Annotated in this window: 19 protein-coding genes; 13 read left to right on the top strand and 6 right to left on the bottom strand. The window is 72.4% G+C overall.

The genetic code is table 11. From position 1 onward, the window contains the following. Positions 1-112: 112 nt before the first annotated feature. The 3 genes from AC3IYI_RS01910 to AC3IYI_RS01900 all read right to left on the bottom strand — a co-directional run bounded on the left by AC3IYI_RS01910 (position 113) and on the right by AC3IYI_RS01900 (position 3,268). On the bottom strand, positions 113-784 hold the full coding sequence (locus AC3IYI_RS01910; RefSeq protein ID WP_489408526.1) for an adenylate kinase: 672 nt from the start codon (positions 782-784) through the stop codon (positions 113-115). A 206-nt stretch (positions 785-990) separates the two neighbouring features. Beyond that, positions 991-2,316, bottom strand: a complete 1,326-nt coding sequence (locus AC3IYI_RS01905; RefSeq protein WP_489408525.1) for a lipase family protein — start codon at positions 2,314-2,316, stop codon at positions 991-993. Between the two features lie 421 nt (positions 2,317-2,737). Further along, a complete protein-coding gene (locus AC3IYI_RS01900) occupies positions 2,738-3,268 on the bottom strand; it encodes a DoxX family protein (RefSeq protein ID WP_489408524.1) in 531 nt (176 codons plus the stop codon). 273 nt (positions 3,269-3,541) lie between these two features. On the opposite strand from AC3IYI_RS01900, the gene AC3IYI_RS01895 reads away from it, so the two are divergent. The 4 genes from AC3IYI_RS01895 (at position 3,542) to AC3IYI_RS01880 (ending at position 5,714) form a co-directional block, all read left to right on the top strand. After that, positions 3,542-4,045, top strand: a complete 504-nt coding sequence (locus AC3IYI_RS01895; protein ID WP_489408523.1) for a hypothetical protein — start codon at positions 3,542-3,544, stop codon at positions 4,043-4,045. After that, a complete protein-coding gene (locus AC3IYI_RS01890; protein ID WP_489408522.1) occupies positions 4,042-4,296 on the top strand; it encodes a BON domain-containing protein in 255 nt (84 codons plus the stop codon). The genes AC3IYI_RS01895 and AC3IYI_RS01890 overlap by 4 nt, the downstream gene beginning before the upstream one ends. Further along, entirely contained in the window at positions 4,293-5,072 is a 780-nt protein-coding gene (locus AC3IYI_RS01885; protein ID WP_489408521.1) for a metallophosphoesterase family protein, read from the top strand. Before AC3IYI_RS01890 ends, AC3IYI_RS01885 begins: the two co-directional genes overlap by 4 nt. A 282-nt stretch (positions 5,073-5,354) precedes the next feature. Further along, the gene (locus AC3IYI_RS01880; RefSeq protein ID WP_489408520.1) at positions 5,355-5,714 is read left to right on the top strand and encodes a hypothetical protein; all 360 of its coding nucleotides are present in this window, start codon (positions 5,355-5,357) and stop codon (positions 5,712-5,714) included. Between the two features lie 19 nt (positions 5,715-5,733). Here AC3IYI_RS01880 and AC3IYI_RS01875 read toward each other — a convergent pair whose 3' ends face one another. After that, a complete protein-coding gene (locus tag AC3IYI_RS01875) occupies positions 5,734-7,347 on the bottom strand; it encodes a phospholipase D family protein (RefSeq protein ID WP_489408519.1) in 1,614 nt (537 codons plus the stop codon). Between the two features lie 82 nt (positions 7,348-7,429). Between AC3IYI_RS01875 and AC3IYI_RS01870 the strand changes: the two genes are divergently transcribed. The 3 genes from AC3IYI_RS01870 (at position 7,430) to AC3IYI_RS01860 (ending at position 10,132) form a co-directional block, all read left to right on the top strand. After that, positions 7,430-7,969, top strand: coding sequence for a flavin reductase family protein (locus tag AC3IYI_RS01870; protein WP_489408518.1), 540 nt, complete (start codon positions 7,430-7,432; stop codon positions 7,967-7,969). 127 nt (positions 7,970-8,096) lie between these two features. Further along, on the top strand, positions 8,097-9,398 hold the full coding sequence (locus AC3IYI_RS01865; RefSeq protein WP_489411849.1) for an AI-2E family transporter: 1,302 nt from the start codon (positions 8,097-8,099) through the stop codon (positions 9,396-9,398). Between the two features lie 197 nt (positions 9,399-9,595). After that, complete coding sequence (locus tag AC3IYI_RS01860) at positions 9,596-10,132, top strand: DUF5133 domain-containing protein (RefSeq protein ID WP_489408517.1); 537 nt, start codon at positions 9,596-9,598, stop codon at positions 10,130-10,132. Between the two features lie 14 nt (positions 10,133-10,146). Here AC3IYI_RS01860 and AC3IYI_RS01855 read toward each other — a convergent pair whose 3' ends face one another. Then, complete coding sequence (locus AC3IYI_RS01855) at positions 10,147-10,422, bottom strand: isoamylase early set domain-containing protein (RefSeq protein WP_243332813.1); 276 nt, start codon at positions 10,420-10,422, stop codon at positions 10,147-10,149. Between the two features lie 285 nt (positions 10,423-10,707). Continuing rightward, positions 10,708-10,974, bottom strand: a complete 267-nt coding sequence (locus AC3IYI_RS01850; RefSeq protein ID WP_489411848.1) for a DUF4235 domain-containing protein — start codon at positions 10,972-10,974, stop codon at positions 10,708-10,710. Between the two features lie 147 nt (positions 10,975-11,121). Between AC3IYI_RS01850 and AC3IYI_RS01845 the strand changes: the two genes are divergently transcribed. From AC3IYI_RS01845 to AC3IYI_RS01820, 6 genes are all read left to right on the top strand, one after another. Next, entirely contained in the window at positions 11,122-11,295 is a 174-nt protein-coding gene (locus AC3IYI_RS01845; protein WP_489408516.1) for a CsbD family protein, read from the top strand. Positions 11,296-11,460: 165 nt separating this feature from the next. Continuing rightward, a complete protein-coding gene (locus AC3IYI_RS01840) occupies positions 11,461-11,835 on the top strand; it encodes a hypothetical protein (protein WP_489408515.1) in 375 nt (124 codons plus the stop codon). 642 nt (positions 11,836-12,477) lie between these two features. Then, on the top strand, positions 12,478-12,882 hold the full coding sequence (locus AC3IYI_RS01835) for an ATP-binding protein (RefSeq protein WP_489408514.1): 405 nt from the start codon (positions 12,478-12,480) through the stop codon (positions 12,880-12,882). A gap of 104 nt (positions 12,883-12,986) precedes the next feature. Further along, a complete protein-coding gene (locus tag AC3IYI_RS01830) occupies positions 12,987-13,175 on the top strand; it encodes a hypothetical protein (protein WP_489408513.1) in 189 nt (62 codons plus the stop codon). After that, entirely contained in the window at positions 13,172-13,744 is a 573-nt protein-coding gene (locus tag AC3IYI_RS01825; protein ID WP_489408512.1) for a DUF2231 domain-containing protein, read from the top strand. The genes AC3IYI_RS01830 and AC3IYI_RS01825 overlap by 4 nt, the downstream gene beginning before the upstream one ends. Further along, positions 13,741-14,709, top strand: a complete 969-nt coding sequence (locus AC3IYI_RS01820) for an NmrA/HSCARG family protein (RefSeq protein ID WP_489408511.1) — start codon at positions 13,741-13,743, stop codon at positions 14,707-14,709. The genes AC3IYI_RS01825 and AC3IYI_RS01820 overlap by 4 nt, the downstream gene beginning before the upstream one ends. The last annotated feature ends 5 nt before the right edge of the window (positions 14,710-14,714 follow it).

The raw sequence follows: 14,714 nt of genomic DNA, 5'->3' as shown, positions 1-14,714 counted from the left end.
TTCCAGATCTCGGCGATGTACGGGCCCGAGGCGGCGGTTGGGCAGGAGGATCTTGCAGTCCTCGGCGGCGATCTCAAAGACAGCAGCCCGCACGTTCACGGCGGAGGGGGCGTCAGCTCGACGTACCAGCGGCGTCAGCCTGGCCTTGGCCGATTGCGTCCAGCGCGCGGTCCAGGACCTCCTGGACTTGGCCCTGGGCCGAGATCGTGGTCACCAGGGCCTGGTAGTGGTCGACGACCGGCGCCGTCTCGGTGCGGTAGACCTCCAGTCGCTTACGAACGGTTGCCTCGCGGTCGTCTTCGCGCTGGTACAGCTCACCGCCGCAGAGGTCGCAGACTCCTGCCACCTCAGGCGCGCTGTAGTCGACGTGAAAGATGTGTTCGCGGTGCTGACGGCACAAACGTCGTCCAGCGATCCGTCTGACCACCTGGTCCTCGGGAATCTCCAGGTCGAGCACGGCATCCAGCCTCGATTCCGAGTCGGCCAGGATGCCGTCCAGCGCCTGCGCCTGGGCAAGATTGCGGGGGAAGCCGTCCAGCAGGAATCCGCGCTCGGTGTCCGGGCGGGCAAGGCGCTCTTTGATCACCCCGATCGTGACCTCGTCCGGTACAAGAAGGCCGGCGTGTATGTGCGTGTGGGCGTTCTGGCCAAGCTCAGTGCCCCGGTCGATGTGCTCGCGAAACAGGTCACCGGTGGAAATGTGCTGGATCGACAGATGCGCGGCAAGGCGCACTGCCTGCGTGCCCTTCCCGGCCCCGGGCGGCCCGATCAGGAGGATGCGCATCGATGAGGTACCCCTTCGTCATGCGTGACCATCGTTCGCGGGACTCGCAGCGGTGACTGAACGCTAGTGCCGTTCCCCACCGGGGCGCGATCCGGCGTACCCCAAGATCGGATCGGGGGATAACCCCCAGCGTGAGCCTTCGCCCTTTCCCCGAACGGCCCACCCAGCACACCAGCAACTTCTAAACACGGCCTAGCCGCCGCCCCTCAGAACACGCAGCTCGCGGCTGTCGGGGTGCCGACGCGCCGGGCGTCCATCCAGGCGATCGCGTCGTCCAGCGGACCGTCGCTGATGGTGTGGCCCTGGTCGGGGTAGTAGGCGAACTCCACGTTCACGCCCTTGTCGCACAGTTCCCGGGCGAGCGTCTGGTTGAGGTTGCTCAGCACGTCGTTCCCGCCCTGTGGCAACAGCACCGGGACGTCGATGGTGGCCTCGCCGGCGGCGCTGCGCTTGAGCGCGGCGTTGAGCGGTGCCAGATCGGCGCCGGGTCGCAGGATGTCCGAGGGGGGCGGGAGATCGGTGTCGGCGGCCATGCAGGGCTGGGTCCAGATGCGGTCCGCGGCGGCCAGGCCCGCGGGGGTGAGGAGGTCGGCGGGCTTGACCGCCGGGTCGGCCGCCGCGGCCCCGTTGATGAGCGTCAGCAGGATTCCGGCGTAGGGGGTGGCGGTCTCGTTCTGCTGGGCGAACAGGGCGGGCATCCACTCGAATCCGACCGCCGGCGCGTTGGCGACCACGCCCTTGAGGTCGACTTCGGGGGCGTACGAGGCGGCGTGGTGCGCGCTCCACAGCACGGCGTGCCCGCCCTGCGATCCGCCGTAGACGAGCGTGGTCGTGCCCGACCCCGGGTCGATGCCGCGGGCGGCACGCACGATGTCGAGGGTGGCGTACGCGGCGGACTCGCCGTTCAGGTAGGGGTGTCTGACCCCGGTCACCCCCAGGCCGATGTAATCGGGCTGTACGACGACGAAGCCACGCGCGAGCAGTTTCCCGACCGGACTCGCGTCCTGCAGACCGGCGAAGGCCGGGATGCGGGACGGGGCGCACGCCGAACCGATGCCCATGGTGCCGTGGTTCACGGCGGCGACGGGCCTCCCACCGGCGGGTGCGGGCCCGTCCGGAACGGTCACCAATCCGCTCGCGGCCACCGGCTTGCCGTCGGTCCCGGTGCTCAGGTACATCACCAGAAAGGTGTGCGACGGCAGCGTCAGCTCCGCCTCCGGCGGCGTGTAGGGGCGTTGGCGGATCACCGTGCCGGGCTTGCCCGGGGGCAGCGGGTCCGGCGGGTCGTAGAACGCGTCGCCCGCGGGCACGGCCGTCGACGCGGTCCGTCCCTCGGGGGCCTGGTGCTCACCGTTGCGGGTGCAGCCCGACAGGGTCAGTGCCGCGGCGATCGCACCGACGACGGCCCAGCGCGCCGCCCGGACCGGCTTCGCCGCACGACTACGGTGTCCGCCCTGCGGGCCCGGCCGCCCACGCGCCGGGATCGGGGTCGTTCGCATGGCTCCGGGGAGGCGGCTGTGTCCGTGGGTCAAGGACGGTCTCCTTTGCGTACGCGGCTGCCGTTCGGCGCCGCCGGACGGAGGCTCTGACCTGGGCGGGAGGGTCGGCAGCACGGTTCGTCAGGAGTGCGGCGGGTCGTCGGGAGGGCGGCGGCCGGTGCTCCTCGTCGGCCGGGGGCGACGCAGGGAGCTGCTGTCGGGGGCGAAACGCTAGCCGCGTTCACTTGCAACGTCTACGCTTCCCGGCCGGCGGCGCCGTCGGACACCTTCATCGGGCGACCCCGTCCGCCTCCCGGTGCGACGCCACCGGCGTGCTGTCGTTCCGAGGGGCCACGGGCTTCCCGACCCCAGAATTCTCGGAAGGAGGCATGTTCCGCGCGTACCCGACTCCGCCCGACGCACACCTGCTGCACATCCGCTGCGCCCCGGCCACGTCAGCCGCGGACGGGCCGGATCAGTCCTCGTCGGCTCCGGCCGGGGACTCCATCGCGGCGACGCGCCGCTTGACGACGACGGTGGCCGCGACCGCGCTGAGGGCGAACGCCACCACGATGACGGTGGGGCGGTCGAGCCGGTGCCGGCTGATGTGGTCGAGGGAGATGCGCCCCGGCCCCGTGATGCCGAGAGAGGCGGCGACGGTACCGAGCAGGGCCGGGTACTCGAAGCCGCCTCCTTGGGCGAAGAACCCGGCGGGGGCGTGGACCGAGACGGCCCCTGCCATGGCACCCGCCGCGGCGGCGCCCGCCGCAGGGGTGGCGAGACCCAGCGCGAGCAGGGCGCCGCCACCCGCCTCGCCGAGCCCGGCGGCGATGGCGCTCCGCCTGCCCGGAGTGAAGCCCATGTGCTCCATCGCCGTTGCCGTGCCCTCGATGCCGCCACCGCCGAACCAGCCGAAGAGCTTCTGCGTGCCGTGTGCCATCAGGACGCCGCCTGCCGCCAGGCGCAGGGAAAGCAGTCCGAGGTCCTTGCGGAGGGTGAAGTGCATGGGGCGGCCTTTCGAGAGGAGGGCAGAGAAGAGGAGGGCAGAGAAGGGGTCGGCTCGACAGAAAGGGGTCGGCGCAATGTGTTCCACACCGACCGTGCCGCCACGCCGGACCGAGGCCGGATGAGGAGGACACAGCCGATGGGGCGGGCCGGGCCCGCCGGCCACGTGCCCTTCGGGTCGATTGGGTGGGGTTTGCAATGGTCTACGGCGGTTAGATGCCCCAGGTGCAGCGCGTGCGTGCGTGCCGCGTCGTCCCCGGTCGAGTGAGGCGCCATGGTTCTCAAGACCACCCCGGCGAATCCGGCGGGTCTCCTTTCCCCTCCCGGAGGGCTGAGCCCTCCGGCTCCGCCCGATGATCCGCTGCCCGAAGACCACACCCAGACGATCCTGGAAACCACCAAGCACGTGGCGGCGCTGCTCAAACGGACGGGAAGGCCCTTCGCCCTCGCGGGCAGCGTGGCCGCCTTCGCCCATGGTCTGCCAGCCCGGTTCCAGCACGACACGGACTTCTGCGTCCGGCCCGAGGACGCCGACACGGCGATCGAAGCCTTGGAGGGCGGCGCGGAAGGCCGGCTCGTGGCGCTCTGCGAGCACTACTGCGATTTCGGCGACCTGCTGCCCATGGCCCGCATGCTGCGCGAACAGATCGACTGGGACCGGCTGGACCGCGACCACCGCGCCACCCCGCTCCCGGACGCCTTCCTCTACCTACTCGCGAGGCTCCAGGTCATCGACCGCCGCCCCGCCGGCCCCGATGAGAGCGAGGAAGCGACGTGACCGCCACCGGGATCACCGAGTACCGCATCGAGCACCTGCGCGACCGGCTGGCGCGCGAGGAGACCGCCGAACTCGGCGTACGCGTGGAAACCCACGGCTCCCGCGCCGTCCTGCGGGGCTGTGTTCCCGACGAGCAGTGCAGGACGGCAGTCCTGCGCCTCGCGGAGGAGGAGCTGACGGGCCTCGACTGGTACGAAGACCTCACCGTGAGCCGTCCCCGGCCGCCCGACCATTCCGAGGACCTGCCGTGATCCGCGTGGCGGCCGTCGGGGACATCCACCTCGGCCCGGACAGCGCCGGGCTGCTGCGGCCCGCCTTCGACACCCTCGGCGCCTGCGCGGACGTACTGCTGCTGGCCGGCGACCTCACCCGGCACGGCACCGCGCCGGAGGCCCGGGTCGTGGCCGCCGAGGTCGCCGGCCTGCCGGTGCCCGTCGTCGCGGTCCTCGGGAACCACGACTACCAGAGCGACCAGCAGGAGGCCGTCACCCGGGAGCTGAGGGCGGCGGGCGTACACGTCCTGGAGGGAGACGGGGTCGCCCTCCAGCTCGCCGGTACGACCGTGGGCGTCGCGGGGACCAAAGGCTTCTGCGGAGGCTTCGCCGGGCGCAGCGGCAGCGAGTTCGGCGAACCGGAGATGAAGGCGTTCATCCGCTATTCCCGCAGCTGCGCCGAAGGCCTCGGACGAGCACTGGCCGAGCTCCGCGCAGCGGATTGCGCGCTGCGCATCGCGCTGACGCACTTCGCGCCCGTACCCGACACCCTGGCGGGCGAGCCGCGGGAGATCTACCCCTTCCTCGGCAGCTACCTGCTCGCCGAGGCGATGGACGAGCAGGGCGCCGACCTGGCCGTCCACGGCCACGCCCACCTCGGCACCGAGCACGGGATGACGGCAGGCGGGATCAGGGTCCGCAACGTCGCCATGCCCGTCATCGAGCGGGCCTTCGCCGTCTACCACCTCGCCCCGGACGGATCGGCGGCCGCTGCGGGACCCACCCCGATCGCGGCTCGGAGGACTCTCCCGTGAGGCCCCGGCTGCTCGCGCCGCCCGGTGTCTACCGCCCGCAGGCGGACACCAGACTGCTGGACGAGGCCTTCGCCCGGGAGGAACTGCGCCCCGCGGCGACGGTGATGGAGATCGGCACCGGGACCGGCGCCCTCGCTCTGCACGCCGCGAGCCGGGGTGCCCGTGTCACCGCGGTCGACATCTCCTGGCCCGCCGTCGTCGCGACGTACGTGAACGCTCTGCGGCACGGGCTGCCGCTGCGCGTCGTGCACGGAGGACCGCGGCCTTCGCGAGGACCGCGAGATGCGCGACGAGGACAAGACGGCCCCGGAGGAGGACCGTACGGCCGCCCCCACCGGTGCGGACACGGCCGCAGGGGCTCCCGAGGGCGACTCCGAACCGCTCCTCGGCGCCTCCGACACGCAGGAGTTCCGTCAGGCGTGGACCGATGTACAGGGCCGCTTCGTGGACGATCCCCAGGGCGCGGTCAGGTCCGCGGACGCTCTGGTGGCCGAGGTCATGCAGACCCTGGCCGGCAGCTTCGCCACGCACAAGCAGGGGCTGGAGGCCCAGTGGGGCCGGGGCGAGGAAGTGGAGACGGAGGACCTGCGGCAGGCGTTGCAGCACTACCGCTCCTTCTTCAACCGCCTGCTCAACACCTGAGCGCGGCGGACCCGGAGTGTCAGAATCCGCCGCGGAGCCGCATGCGGAGGGTGCGGCCGTCGGGGTCGACCAGTGCGTGGTGCAGCGGGGTCGCGAGCAGGCGCCGGACGGGCGGCAGCCGCGGAGCGACGTAGCGGCGCAAGCGGCCCGGGGGACGCGGGCCACGGCGCCCGGCCGCGTGCCAGGCGTCCAGCGCCGCAGCGGCTTCGCCGAACCGGTCGAACGCGGTCGAGGGATCGCACAGCGCCTCCACCCCGTCCCCGTCACCGTCACCCGTGTCGAGGTGCTCGCGCATCAGCTCCAGGCGCAACTCCCGCGCGAACGGGCGGGCCCCGTCGCCCAGTCCGCCCGGGTCGTACGGCCACCTCGCATCGGCGGCCCGGTCGAGGACGGCGCAGCTCAGCTCGGAGTCGTGCGTCCACGAACGCAGGTTGACGTTGTCGGACCCGACGGAGGCCCAGACGTCGTCGATCACGCACACCTTGGCATGCACGTAGACAGGGGTCCCGGCATGGTTCTCCACGCCGTACACCGCGACCCGGTCTCCTCCGGCGCGGCGCAGTTCCTCCAGGGCGGTGATCCGTCCGATCAGGTTCATGGGCCCGGTGAGCAGGCCGTCCTGCTCCGGAACGGAGGGGATGACGGCGGCCAGCTTCAGCTGGGGACGCGCGCGCAGTGCCCGGGCGAAGCAGTCCACGACGCGCGGGGACCACAGGTACTGGTCCTCCAGGTAGATCAGCGTCCGGGCCCGCCGCAGCGCCTTGAGGTAGCCCCGGGCGATGCTGCGCTCGCCGTCTGGGGCGAAGGGATAGCCGCGCAGCAGCCGGTTCGGATAGGTGCGCAGCACTTGGACGGCGTGCGTGCCGCACGGCGGGGGGTCGGGCTCCTGCGGTGGCAGGTCGTCCGCGCTGGTGTCCTCCCGGTCCAGCCGTTCGCGCAGGCGCATCAGCGGACTGCGGCTGAGCGGCGCGGGATCCTCCCAGCGCTCGCGGAAGACGGCTTCGATGTCACCGACGACCGGCCCGCTCAGGGCGAGCTGGACGTCGTGCCACGGGGGGTGCGGACCGTACCGGGGTGCCAGGGGCAGCGATTGGCGGTCGCCGCGGTGGTCGGCGTCGTCGTTGCGGTTGTGGCAGAGGTCGATCCCGCCGACGTACGCGACATCGCGCTCGGGGCGGCCGGGGTGCCGCAGCACCACCATCTTCTGGTGGTGCGAGCCGCCGGGCCGCACCCGCAGATCGAGCAGGCACTCACCGCCCGCAGCTTCGACGTCTTCGCTGAGGGAACGGTTCTCCTCCTCGCTGAACCGGAAGCCGTCCAGGTGGGAGCGCCACATCAGGCCCTTGACGATGACACCGCGCTCGGCCGCCGCGCCCAGTACGGCCGCGATCTCCGTGCCGGGTCCGCGGAGCCGCTCGTCGGGATCGCCGCGCCAGTCGGTGAACAGGAGCAGGTCGCCGGTGTGCATCGCCCGGACCCGCGCGAGGAGCTCGGCGAAGTACTCGGCGCCGTGCACGAGCGGCCGGGCCCTGTTGCCCTCGGACCAAGCCGCCCCGTCCGCCCGGCGATGCTCAAGCCGGGTGGCGGTGTTGCCGCGTTCTCCAGGTGCCAGCAGCCAGTCCGAGGTGGGCATGGTAGGGCCTCCACTCACACGGGTACCCGCTTCCCACCCTTCCACTCGGGACGGGGGGCCGCACCGCCCGGAAGGAGACGTCGTGACGGAAACGGAACTGGACGCGTTCGCCGAGGTCCTGGACGGCCCCGTGTACGTCGTCACGGCCGCCACCGCCGGTGCCGGGGGCGGAGCCGGGGCCCCCGGCACCGGCCGGGGCGGCCCCGGCGAGCGGGCGGGCTGTCTCGTCGGCTTCGCCTCGCAGTGCTCGATCCGGCCGCCGCGCTTCATGGTGTGGCTGTCCACGGTGAACCACACCTTCCGCGTCGCGTGCAGGGCCTCGCACCTCGCGGTGCACGTGCTCGGCCGCGACCAGCTGTCGCTGGCGGAATTGTTCGGGGGTGAGACGGGCGACCGGACGGACAAGTTCGCCCGGGCCGAGTGGGCGCCCAGCGCGGACGGCGTCCCGTTGCTGACCGGCGCACCCGCATGGTTCGTGGGCCGGATCGAGACACGGGTCGACGGGGGTGACCACATGGGCTTCCTCCTGGCGCCCACCGAGGTCTCCCCGGGCCTCCCGTTCACGCCCGCTCTGCTCCGGTACGGCGACGTCAGGGCGATCGACCCCGGACACCCGGCCTGAACCGTTCCCAGGGAGCCGGTCCGGCCACACCGGTCGCGGTCCCGGGGTGCCGGTGGGCCCCGCACGGTCCAGCCTGGAGGGAGTCTCCTACGCAACGACTCGGAGGAACTCCACGGTGGACCGGCCTCTGCCCGGAGTGCGCGGATGGCTCGGGCGCGTGAAGAAGGGCGTCGCCGGGTTCGGCGAGCGCCGGGCCCGGCTCCATGCCCAACGCGAGGCGGAAGCCGCCGGAGCGTGGGAGGAAACGGCTGCGCCCCAGCCGCCGCACCGGCCCGGCACGGGAACGCGGGACCCCGCGGCCGCCGTGCCCTGGGGGGTCCGGGTGGCCGCCGAGGCCGGCTGGCGCTTCCTGGTGCTCGCCGCCACCGTGTGGGTGCTGATGCGGGTCATCGGAGCGGTGAGGCTGGTCGCCCTCGCCTTCGTCGTCGCGCTTCTGGTCACCGCGCTGCTCCAGCCGACGGTCGCACGGCTCCACCGGAGCGGACTGTCCCGGGGCGCGGCGACGGCCCTGACGGCGACCTGCGGATTCGTGATGCTCGGACTGGTCGGATGGTTCGTCGTCTGGCAGGTGCTGGACAACCTCGACAACCTCTCGGACCGGGTTCAGGAGGGCATCGGAGAACTCAAGCAATGGCTGATCGACAGTCCGCTGCACGTCACGGAACAACAGATCAACGCCATCGCCGACCGGCTGAGCGACACCATCGGCACGAGTACGAGCGAGATCACCTCCACCGGCCTCCAGGGCGTGACCGTCCTGGTGGAGGTGATCACCGGACTGCTGCTGGCCATGTTCGCCACCCTCTTCCTGCTGTACGACGGCAGGCGCATCTGGCAATGGACCCTCCGGCTCGTCCCCGCCGCGGCCCGCCCGGGGGTCGCCGGCGCCGGCCCGCGGGCCTGGCGGACCCTCACCGCCTACGTCCGCGGCACCATGATCGTCGCGATGATCGACGCGGTCTTCATCGGAGTGGGCATCTACGTCCTCGGCGTACCGCTCGCCGTTCCGATCGGCGTGGTGATCTTCCTGTCCTCCTTCGTGCCGCTCGTGGGCGCCGTCGTCTCCGGCGCACTGGCGGTCGTGGTCGCCCTCGTCACCGAAGGGGTCTTCACCGCCCTGATGGCGCTGATGGTCGTCCTCGTGGTGCAGCAGATCGAAGGACACGTACTCCAGCCGTTCATCCTGGGCAGAGCCGTGCGGGTCCACCCGCTGGCCGTCGTCCTGGCCGTCGCCACGGGGGGCACTGTCGCGGGAATCGGCGGGGCCGTCGTGGCGGTCCCGCTCGTCGCCGTGGCCAACACGGTGGTCACCTACCTCCGCGCCCACCCCGCCGGCGCCGCCACGAGCCCGGGGCCCCCGGAGCCCCCGTCCGGCGTCCCGCCGGAGGATCGGCAGGCGGAGTCAGCCGAGGAGGGCCCGGACCGCTGAGCGAGACACCCGCGGGCTTCCGTGCCGCCCCGACGGGTGCGAGCGGCAACACGAGGGGTCAACCGGGGCCGCCGCACAGGGCCGGATCGGGCGGTTGTGGCCGTGCCGCGCGCGTGTACGCGAGCCGGTGCGGCCTGCCGCCTGCTACACAGCAGGACCCCACAGACGAGGGGCGACCGAAGCGGAGGAGCGGACGGATGGACCACCCGGAACAGCAGCCCAGGACGCCCGCGGCGCCGGCCGCGCCGCCGCAACCACTGGAGGTACGGGCCACCGCCGCCCACGCTGCGGGGGTGCTGATGGCCCTCGTCCCCTGTACCGCGGCCAAGGCCCGCCGGATCCTGGCCGAGGTGGCGATGGTCACGGGCACGGAGGTGCGGGAGGCCGCCGAAGCCGTTCTCGCCGTGCGGAGCGGCGAACCCGTCGCGCCCGCCGTCGAGAGCGTGCTGCGTCACGTACTCGCCCAGGCCCGTACGCTGCCCGACCCTCCCGCCGGGTCCTGGTCGCCGCCCGAGCCGGACCTCCTGCGCCGGCACGTGAATCACCTGCGTGCCGTCCGCCGCCGCGCTCTGGCGGCCCCCGGCGACGCGAACGTGCGCAGCGAGCTGGAGGAGGCCGCGTACACCCTCTGCGTCGTGATGGGCCAGCGCAGCGCCCACGGCGCACTCCTCGCCGCGGAGCAGCTGATCGCCGTCAGCCGGCTGAAACCGGGGATGCCGGCCCGGAGCGGGTGATCCCCTCCCCGAGGTCAGGTGCGCAGGCGGCTGTTGCCCTCCTCGTGCCCGTCGGCGGCCGGCTCGTCGAACCAGTAGTCGCCGGCCGCGAGGTAGCGGAAGCTGTGGGTCGCCTTGGCGGGGAGGGCCACGGTCACGGCGCGCATTCCGTCGGTCCGGGGTTCGAGGACGTGCGCGCCGGGGTGCCAGTCGTTGAACGTGCCGACGACGCTCACCGGCCCGGGCGGGAGGTCCCCGGGGAGGACGAAGGTGACGTCGGTCGTGTGCTTCCGGCGCTTGCGCTCCAGCACGGACTGCTCCTTTTCGTAGGGCGGGCGTTACCCGCCGACCTGGCTAAGCCTGACGACCACCGCCCGGTCCGGCTCACGACCCGCCGCACGGGGACCCGCATCACCCGTCCGGAGGGGCCCGATCGCGTGACCCCGTCGGCACGGTCGGACCGGAGCCGAATGAACCTCCCCGGCCTGGGCAGACGCCGGGCCGACGGGCAGAAGGAACAACCTGTACGTGATCAAAGCTCGACATGGAGAACAGCAGCGGTGGCATCACGACGCCTGAACCCGGCCGGCGCCGCCTCAAGCGGGCCAGGTGCCGGTCAGGCGCTTGGCGGTCACCGCGCCGCCGCGGTCGATCGCGGCCTTGACGGCCGCGAACACGGCGCCCTGGAGGGCCGCGGCGATGAGGATCTCCCGCCACGAACGGTCCTCGTCGGTCGCGCTGGGCGCGTCGTCCTCGTGGCCGAGCTGCTTCCAGATCTGCTTGAAGGCCGCAGCTGCCAGCAGACCCCCTGTGGCGCCGAGCGCCAGCCCCACGGGTTTGTAGACGATCTTCGAGGTCTCCACCGCTGCCTCCGCTCCGTAGCTGCTCTGCCCGACGCCTGCCCCGAGCCGCGCGCGGCTAACACGCGGAGCCACGCGGGCAGGTTTGTCGGACGGGTATTCGGACAGACGCGGCACGTCAGACGATCGCCAACGATCGGAGTGACAGCCGTGTCGGGTGAGCAGAAGATGAAGGCCAAGAAGGAACAGGCCAAGGGCAAGGCCAAGGAAGCGATGGGCCGCACCGTGGGCAACGAGAGCCTCACCGCCGAGGGGCGCGCCGAGCAGATGAAGGGTGATGCCCGCCAGGCCAAGGGGAAGGCCAAGGACGCCCTCAAGGACTAGCTCCGCAGGGCGAGTTCACCGACGCCGAAACGTGAGCGGCCACGGCCTCCCTCCCCGGAAACGGGCGACGGAGTCCGTGGCCGTACCGGCGCCGTGGCTGTACCGGCGCCGTGGCCGAGCGGGGTAGGCAGTCAGAAGGGGGCGGAGGCGGCGGAGGAGGCTGCGATGAGCGAGAACGTACAGGACTCCGAAGGAATTGACCCCGGCGGAAGTGACCCCGGAGGCAATGACGTCGGAGGCAATGACGTCGGAGGGAAGGACCCGGCAGGGCGTGATTCCGGTGGGCACGCCGCCAAGCGCCAGCGTCCGGGGATCGGCCGCGAGGAACAGGTACGTCCGCACCACCCCCAGGGCAGCGGGCCCCAGGGAGGCCGTCGCCCCGAGCTGCTGCCGGACGAGGGCGCCATGGTCGACGAGCACGGGCGCCCGCCCGGAGTTCCGTCGCGGACGGGTACCGGGTCGAGCTCGCCACCGGCCGACCCGGAACGCGTCGAGCGAGCCGCCGCCAGGGAGGCCGAGCGGGGCGCGCCGGGCCGGTGACGCTTGCGTTCCACCGGTACGCGGGTCGACCATCGAATCAGGTCGGATCGCGCTCCTGCGCCCCGTGATCGCCGGGCGGGACCGATCACGGCGAATGAGCGTCATGGGGAATCCCTTCGGCATTGCGACGGCCTCCCACGGCCGGACCGTGCACCTGGTGCCGCAGGGCGAGCTGGACGATGAGGCGGGCGCCGCCTTCGACCGGCTTCGCCCCGTGCTCGGTGCGGATGCCGAGGTGGTCATCTGTGACATGCGCGGAGTGCCGTTCATGGACGTGTGCCGGCCTGCACCACCTGCTCGAGCTCGTGCGGACGGCGTAGGAGCGGGGCATTCAGGTCCACGCGTGGCAGTGGCAGCGCCAGCCGGCAGGCCTGCTGGCGCTGGTCGACGGCCTGCGGCCGCCCATCACCGCGGAAACCGAGGTCGGTGGCGCGTTGGGAGGGCTGCTCCGGCTGGGCGTCGACGCGAGCGCTGCCGAAGGCCGTGCCTGCGGCATGGACATCGCGCGGCCCTCGAATGCGGTGAACCTGCGTGGAGTGGGTACGCGCCTCGATGGGGACACCACCCCTTCCCGGGCGGCCGTCACCGTTGATTCCGGCGGTCGGGTCCGGGGAAATGAGACTGGAGGCCGCGGGAGCGGGGATGACTCTCCAACTGAGACAGCACAGCGATCTTGACGGCACGGCCGCGGCCGCAACCGCCCGCGACCTGACGCGGCACTTCTTCGATGACGCCTCGCGCGGAGGCCGATCCGTGGCCCCCGAGGTCAGGGACACGGCCTTGTTGCTCGTCAGTGAACTCGTCACCAACGCGATCCGGCACACGCCGGACGGCTGCGTACTGGACCTCGAACTGGAGCCCGACGAGATCGCCATCGACGTCTCCGACCACAGCCACGCGGAGCCGCGGCTGAGGGTGCCCGATCTGGAGGGCGGCGGTGGATGGGGCTGGGCCCTGGTCCATCAGCTCGGCAACGATGTACGGATCCGGCACCGGCCGGGCGGCAAGACCATCCATGCCGGTGTCCGGCTGCTCCCGCCGCAATGACCCTCACGGGGCCGGGTCGGCTCGTGTGTGCAAACCGCCTCCCCGGGTAGGCGCCGGACGTGAGCGAGGGGGTGTACGCAGACCCCGGGCCGAGGGAGAGAACCGTGAAGGGGACGCATCAGGGCCAGAGGCAGACGGCCCGCTCCGACGAGACGGCGCGCAGCTGCTGGGACGACTTCGAAGCGGTGCGCGGCCAGATGGACCGCTTGTTCCGGCAGCGGTCCCGCCGCACGCCGCACGCGGAGGGAACCGGCGCCGCGCGGGAGGACGACGGAGGGCGGCGACTCGTATGAACACGCCGATCGACACCGTGAGGCCGGGCCCCGCACGGGCCCTCGACCCGGTGTCCGAGGGGTGGCTGAAGGCCCTCGGCGCCATCGAGCGCACTTCCGGCGCGGACCGGGCCGTCCGTGCGCTCCAGCAGGGGATTCGCACCCTCCCGCTGGGCGCGGTGCGCGACGTCCTGCGCGGCAGGCAGCTCGGTCATCCCCTGCATCCCGTGCTGGTCCAAGTCCCGGTCGGCTGCTGGCTGTCCGCCGGGGTGCTGGACGCGGTGCCCGGCGGGCAGCCCGCGGCGACGATGCTCACGGCCGTCGGGCTGGCGGGGGCAGGGCCGTCGGCCGTCGCCGGCTGGGTGGACTGGGCGGAGCTGCCGCTGCCGCGGGCCCGGGTCGGACTGGCCCACGCCGTGTCGAACGTGGCCGTGATCGCCTGCTACACGCTGTCGCTCGCGGCGAGGATGCGCGGGCACACGCTCAAGGGCCGGGGCTGGTCCCTCGCCGGTCTGGCAGCCCTCGCGGTGAGCGGTGCGCTGGGCGGACACGTGGCCCACGGACCGACCGTTGAAGCGAGCCGGACATGACCGGGCGACCGATGACCGAAAAGAAGATCATCACCGTGTTCGGCGCGACCGGCATGCAGGGCGGCGGCCTCGCGCGAGCGGCCCTGGAGGACCGGGACGGCGCGTTCGCGGTCCGCGGCGTCACCCGCCGTCCGGACTCCGCGCAGGCCGCGGAGCTGAAGCGGATGGGCGCCGAGATCGTGCGGGCCGACATGGACGAGGAGGAGAGCCTCGCCCCGGCCTTCGAGCACGCCTACGGAGCCTTCCTCGTCACGAACTTCTGGGAGCACATGTCCGCCGAACGGGAGAAGACCCAGGCCCGTGCACTTGCCCGAGCGGCCTCGCACGCGGGTGTGCAGCACGCGGTCTGGTCCACACTGGACGACACTCGCACGTGCGTCCCCCTCGACGACCCCCGGATGCCGACGCTCCAAGGCCGGTACAAGGTCCCCCACTTCGACGGCAAGGCGGAAGCGGACGGCTACTTCCTCGAAGAGGGCGTGCCCACGACGTTCCTGCGCGCGACCTTCTACTGGGAGAACCTGTTGGGCCCCTTCGCCCCGCAGCGGGGCGACGACGGGGCGTTCGAGCTGACGTACCCGATGGGTGACAGCAAGCTCTCCGGGATCGCGGCGGACGACATCGGCAAGACCGCGCTGGCCGTCCTGGGACGCGGCACCGACCTCATCGCCGCCACGGTCAGCATCGCCGGCGAACACCTCAAGGTCGCCGACATGGCCGCCGCGATCGAGGAGGCCCTCGGCGAGCCGGTACGGTACCGGCCCCTGAGCCCGGACGCCTGGCGCGCGCAGCGCATGCCCGGCGCGGACGAGACGGGGAACATGTTCCAGTACTACGCCGACTGCGAGGAACGCTTCACGGCGGCGCGCGACCTCGAGGCCGTCCGCGGGCTGAACCCCGCGCTCCAGTCCTTCGCCGGCTGGCTCGCCGCGAACCGCGACCGGCTGCGGGCCGCCTGGGCCTGAGGACG

It is taken from the genome of Streptomyces sp. GL_148, from assembly GCF_057834205.1.
The sequence above is the reverse complement of the archived record's forward strand: the minus strand, read 5'-3'. Positions and strand labels throughout refer to the sequence as shown.

What these genes read in the sequence shown, in the direction of transcription:
- AC3IYI_RS01910 (WP_489408526.1), bottom strand. Translation starts at nt 784, where the DNA reads ATGCGCATCCTCCTGATCGGGCCGCCCGGGGCCGGGAAGGGCACGCAG.
- AC3IYI_RS01900 (WP_489408524.1), bottom strand. Translation starts at nt 3,268, where the DNA reads ATGCACTTCACCCTCCGCAAGGACCTCGGACTGCTTTCCCTGCGCCTG.
- AC3IYI_RS01895 (WP_489408523.1), top strand. Translation starts at nt 3,542, where the DNA reads ATGGTTCTCAAGACCACCCCGGCGAATCCGGCGGGTCTCCTTTCCCCT.
- AC3IYI_RS01880 (WP_489408520.1), top strand. Translation starts at nt 5,355, where the DNA reads ATGCGCGACGAGGACAAGACGGCCCCGGAGGAGGACCGTACGGCCGCC.
- AC3IYI_RS01875 (WP_489408519.1), bottom strand. Translation starts at nt 7,347, where the DNA reads ATGCCCACCTCGGACTGGCTGCTGGCACCTGGAGAACGCGGCAACACC.
- AC3IYI_RS01860 (WP_489408517.1), top strand. Translation starts at nt 9,596, where the DNA reads ATGGACCACCCGGAACAGCAGCCCAGGACGCCCGCGGCGCCGGCCGCG.
- AC3IYI_RS01840 (WP_489408515.1), top strand. Translation starts at nt 11,461, where the DNA reads ATGAGCGAGAACGTACAGGACTCCGAAGGAATTGACCCCGGCGGAAGT.
- AC3IYI_RS01835 (WP_489408514.1), top strand. Translation starts at nt 12,478, where the DNA reads ATGACTCTCCAACTGAGACAGCACAGCGATCTTGACGGCACGGCCGCG.
- AC3IYI_RS01825 (WP_489408512.1), top strand. Translation starts at nt 13,172, where the DNA reads ATGAACACGCCGATCGACACCGTGAGGCCGGGCCCCGCACGGGCCCTC.
- AC3IYI_RS01820 (WP_489408511.1), top strand. Translation starts at nt 13,741, where the DNA reads ATGACCGGGCGACCGATGACCGAAAAGAAGATCATCACCGTGTTCGGC.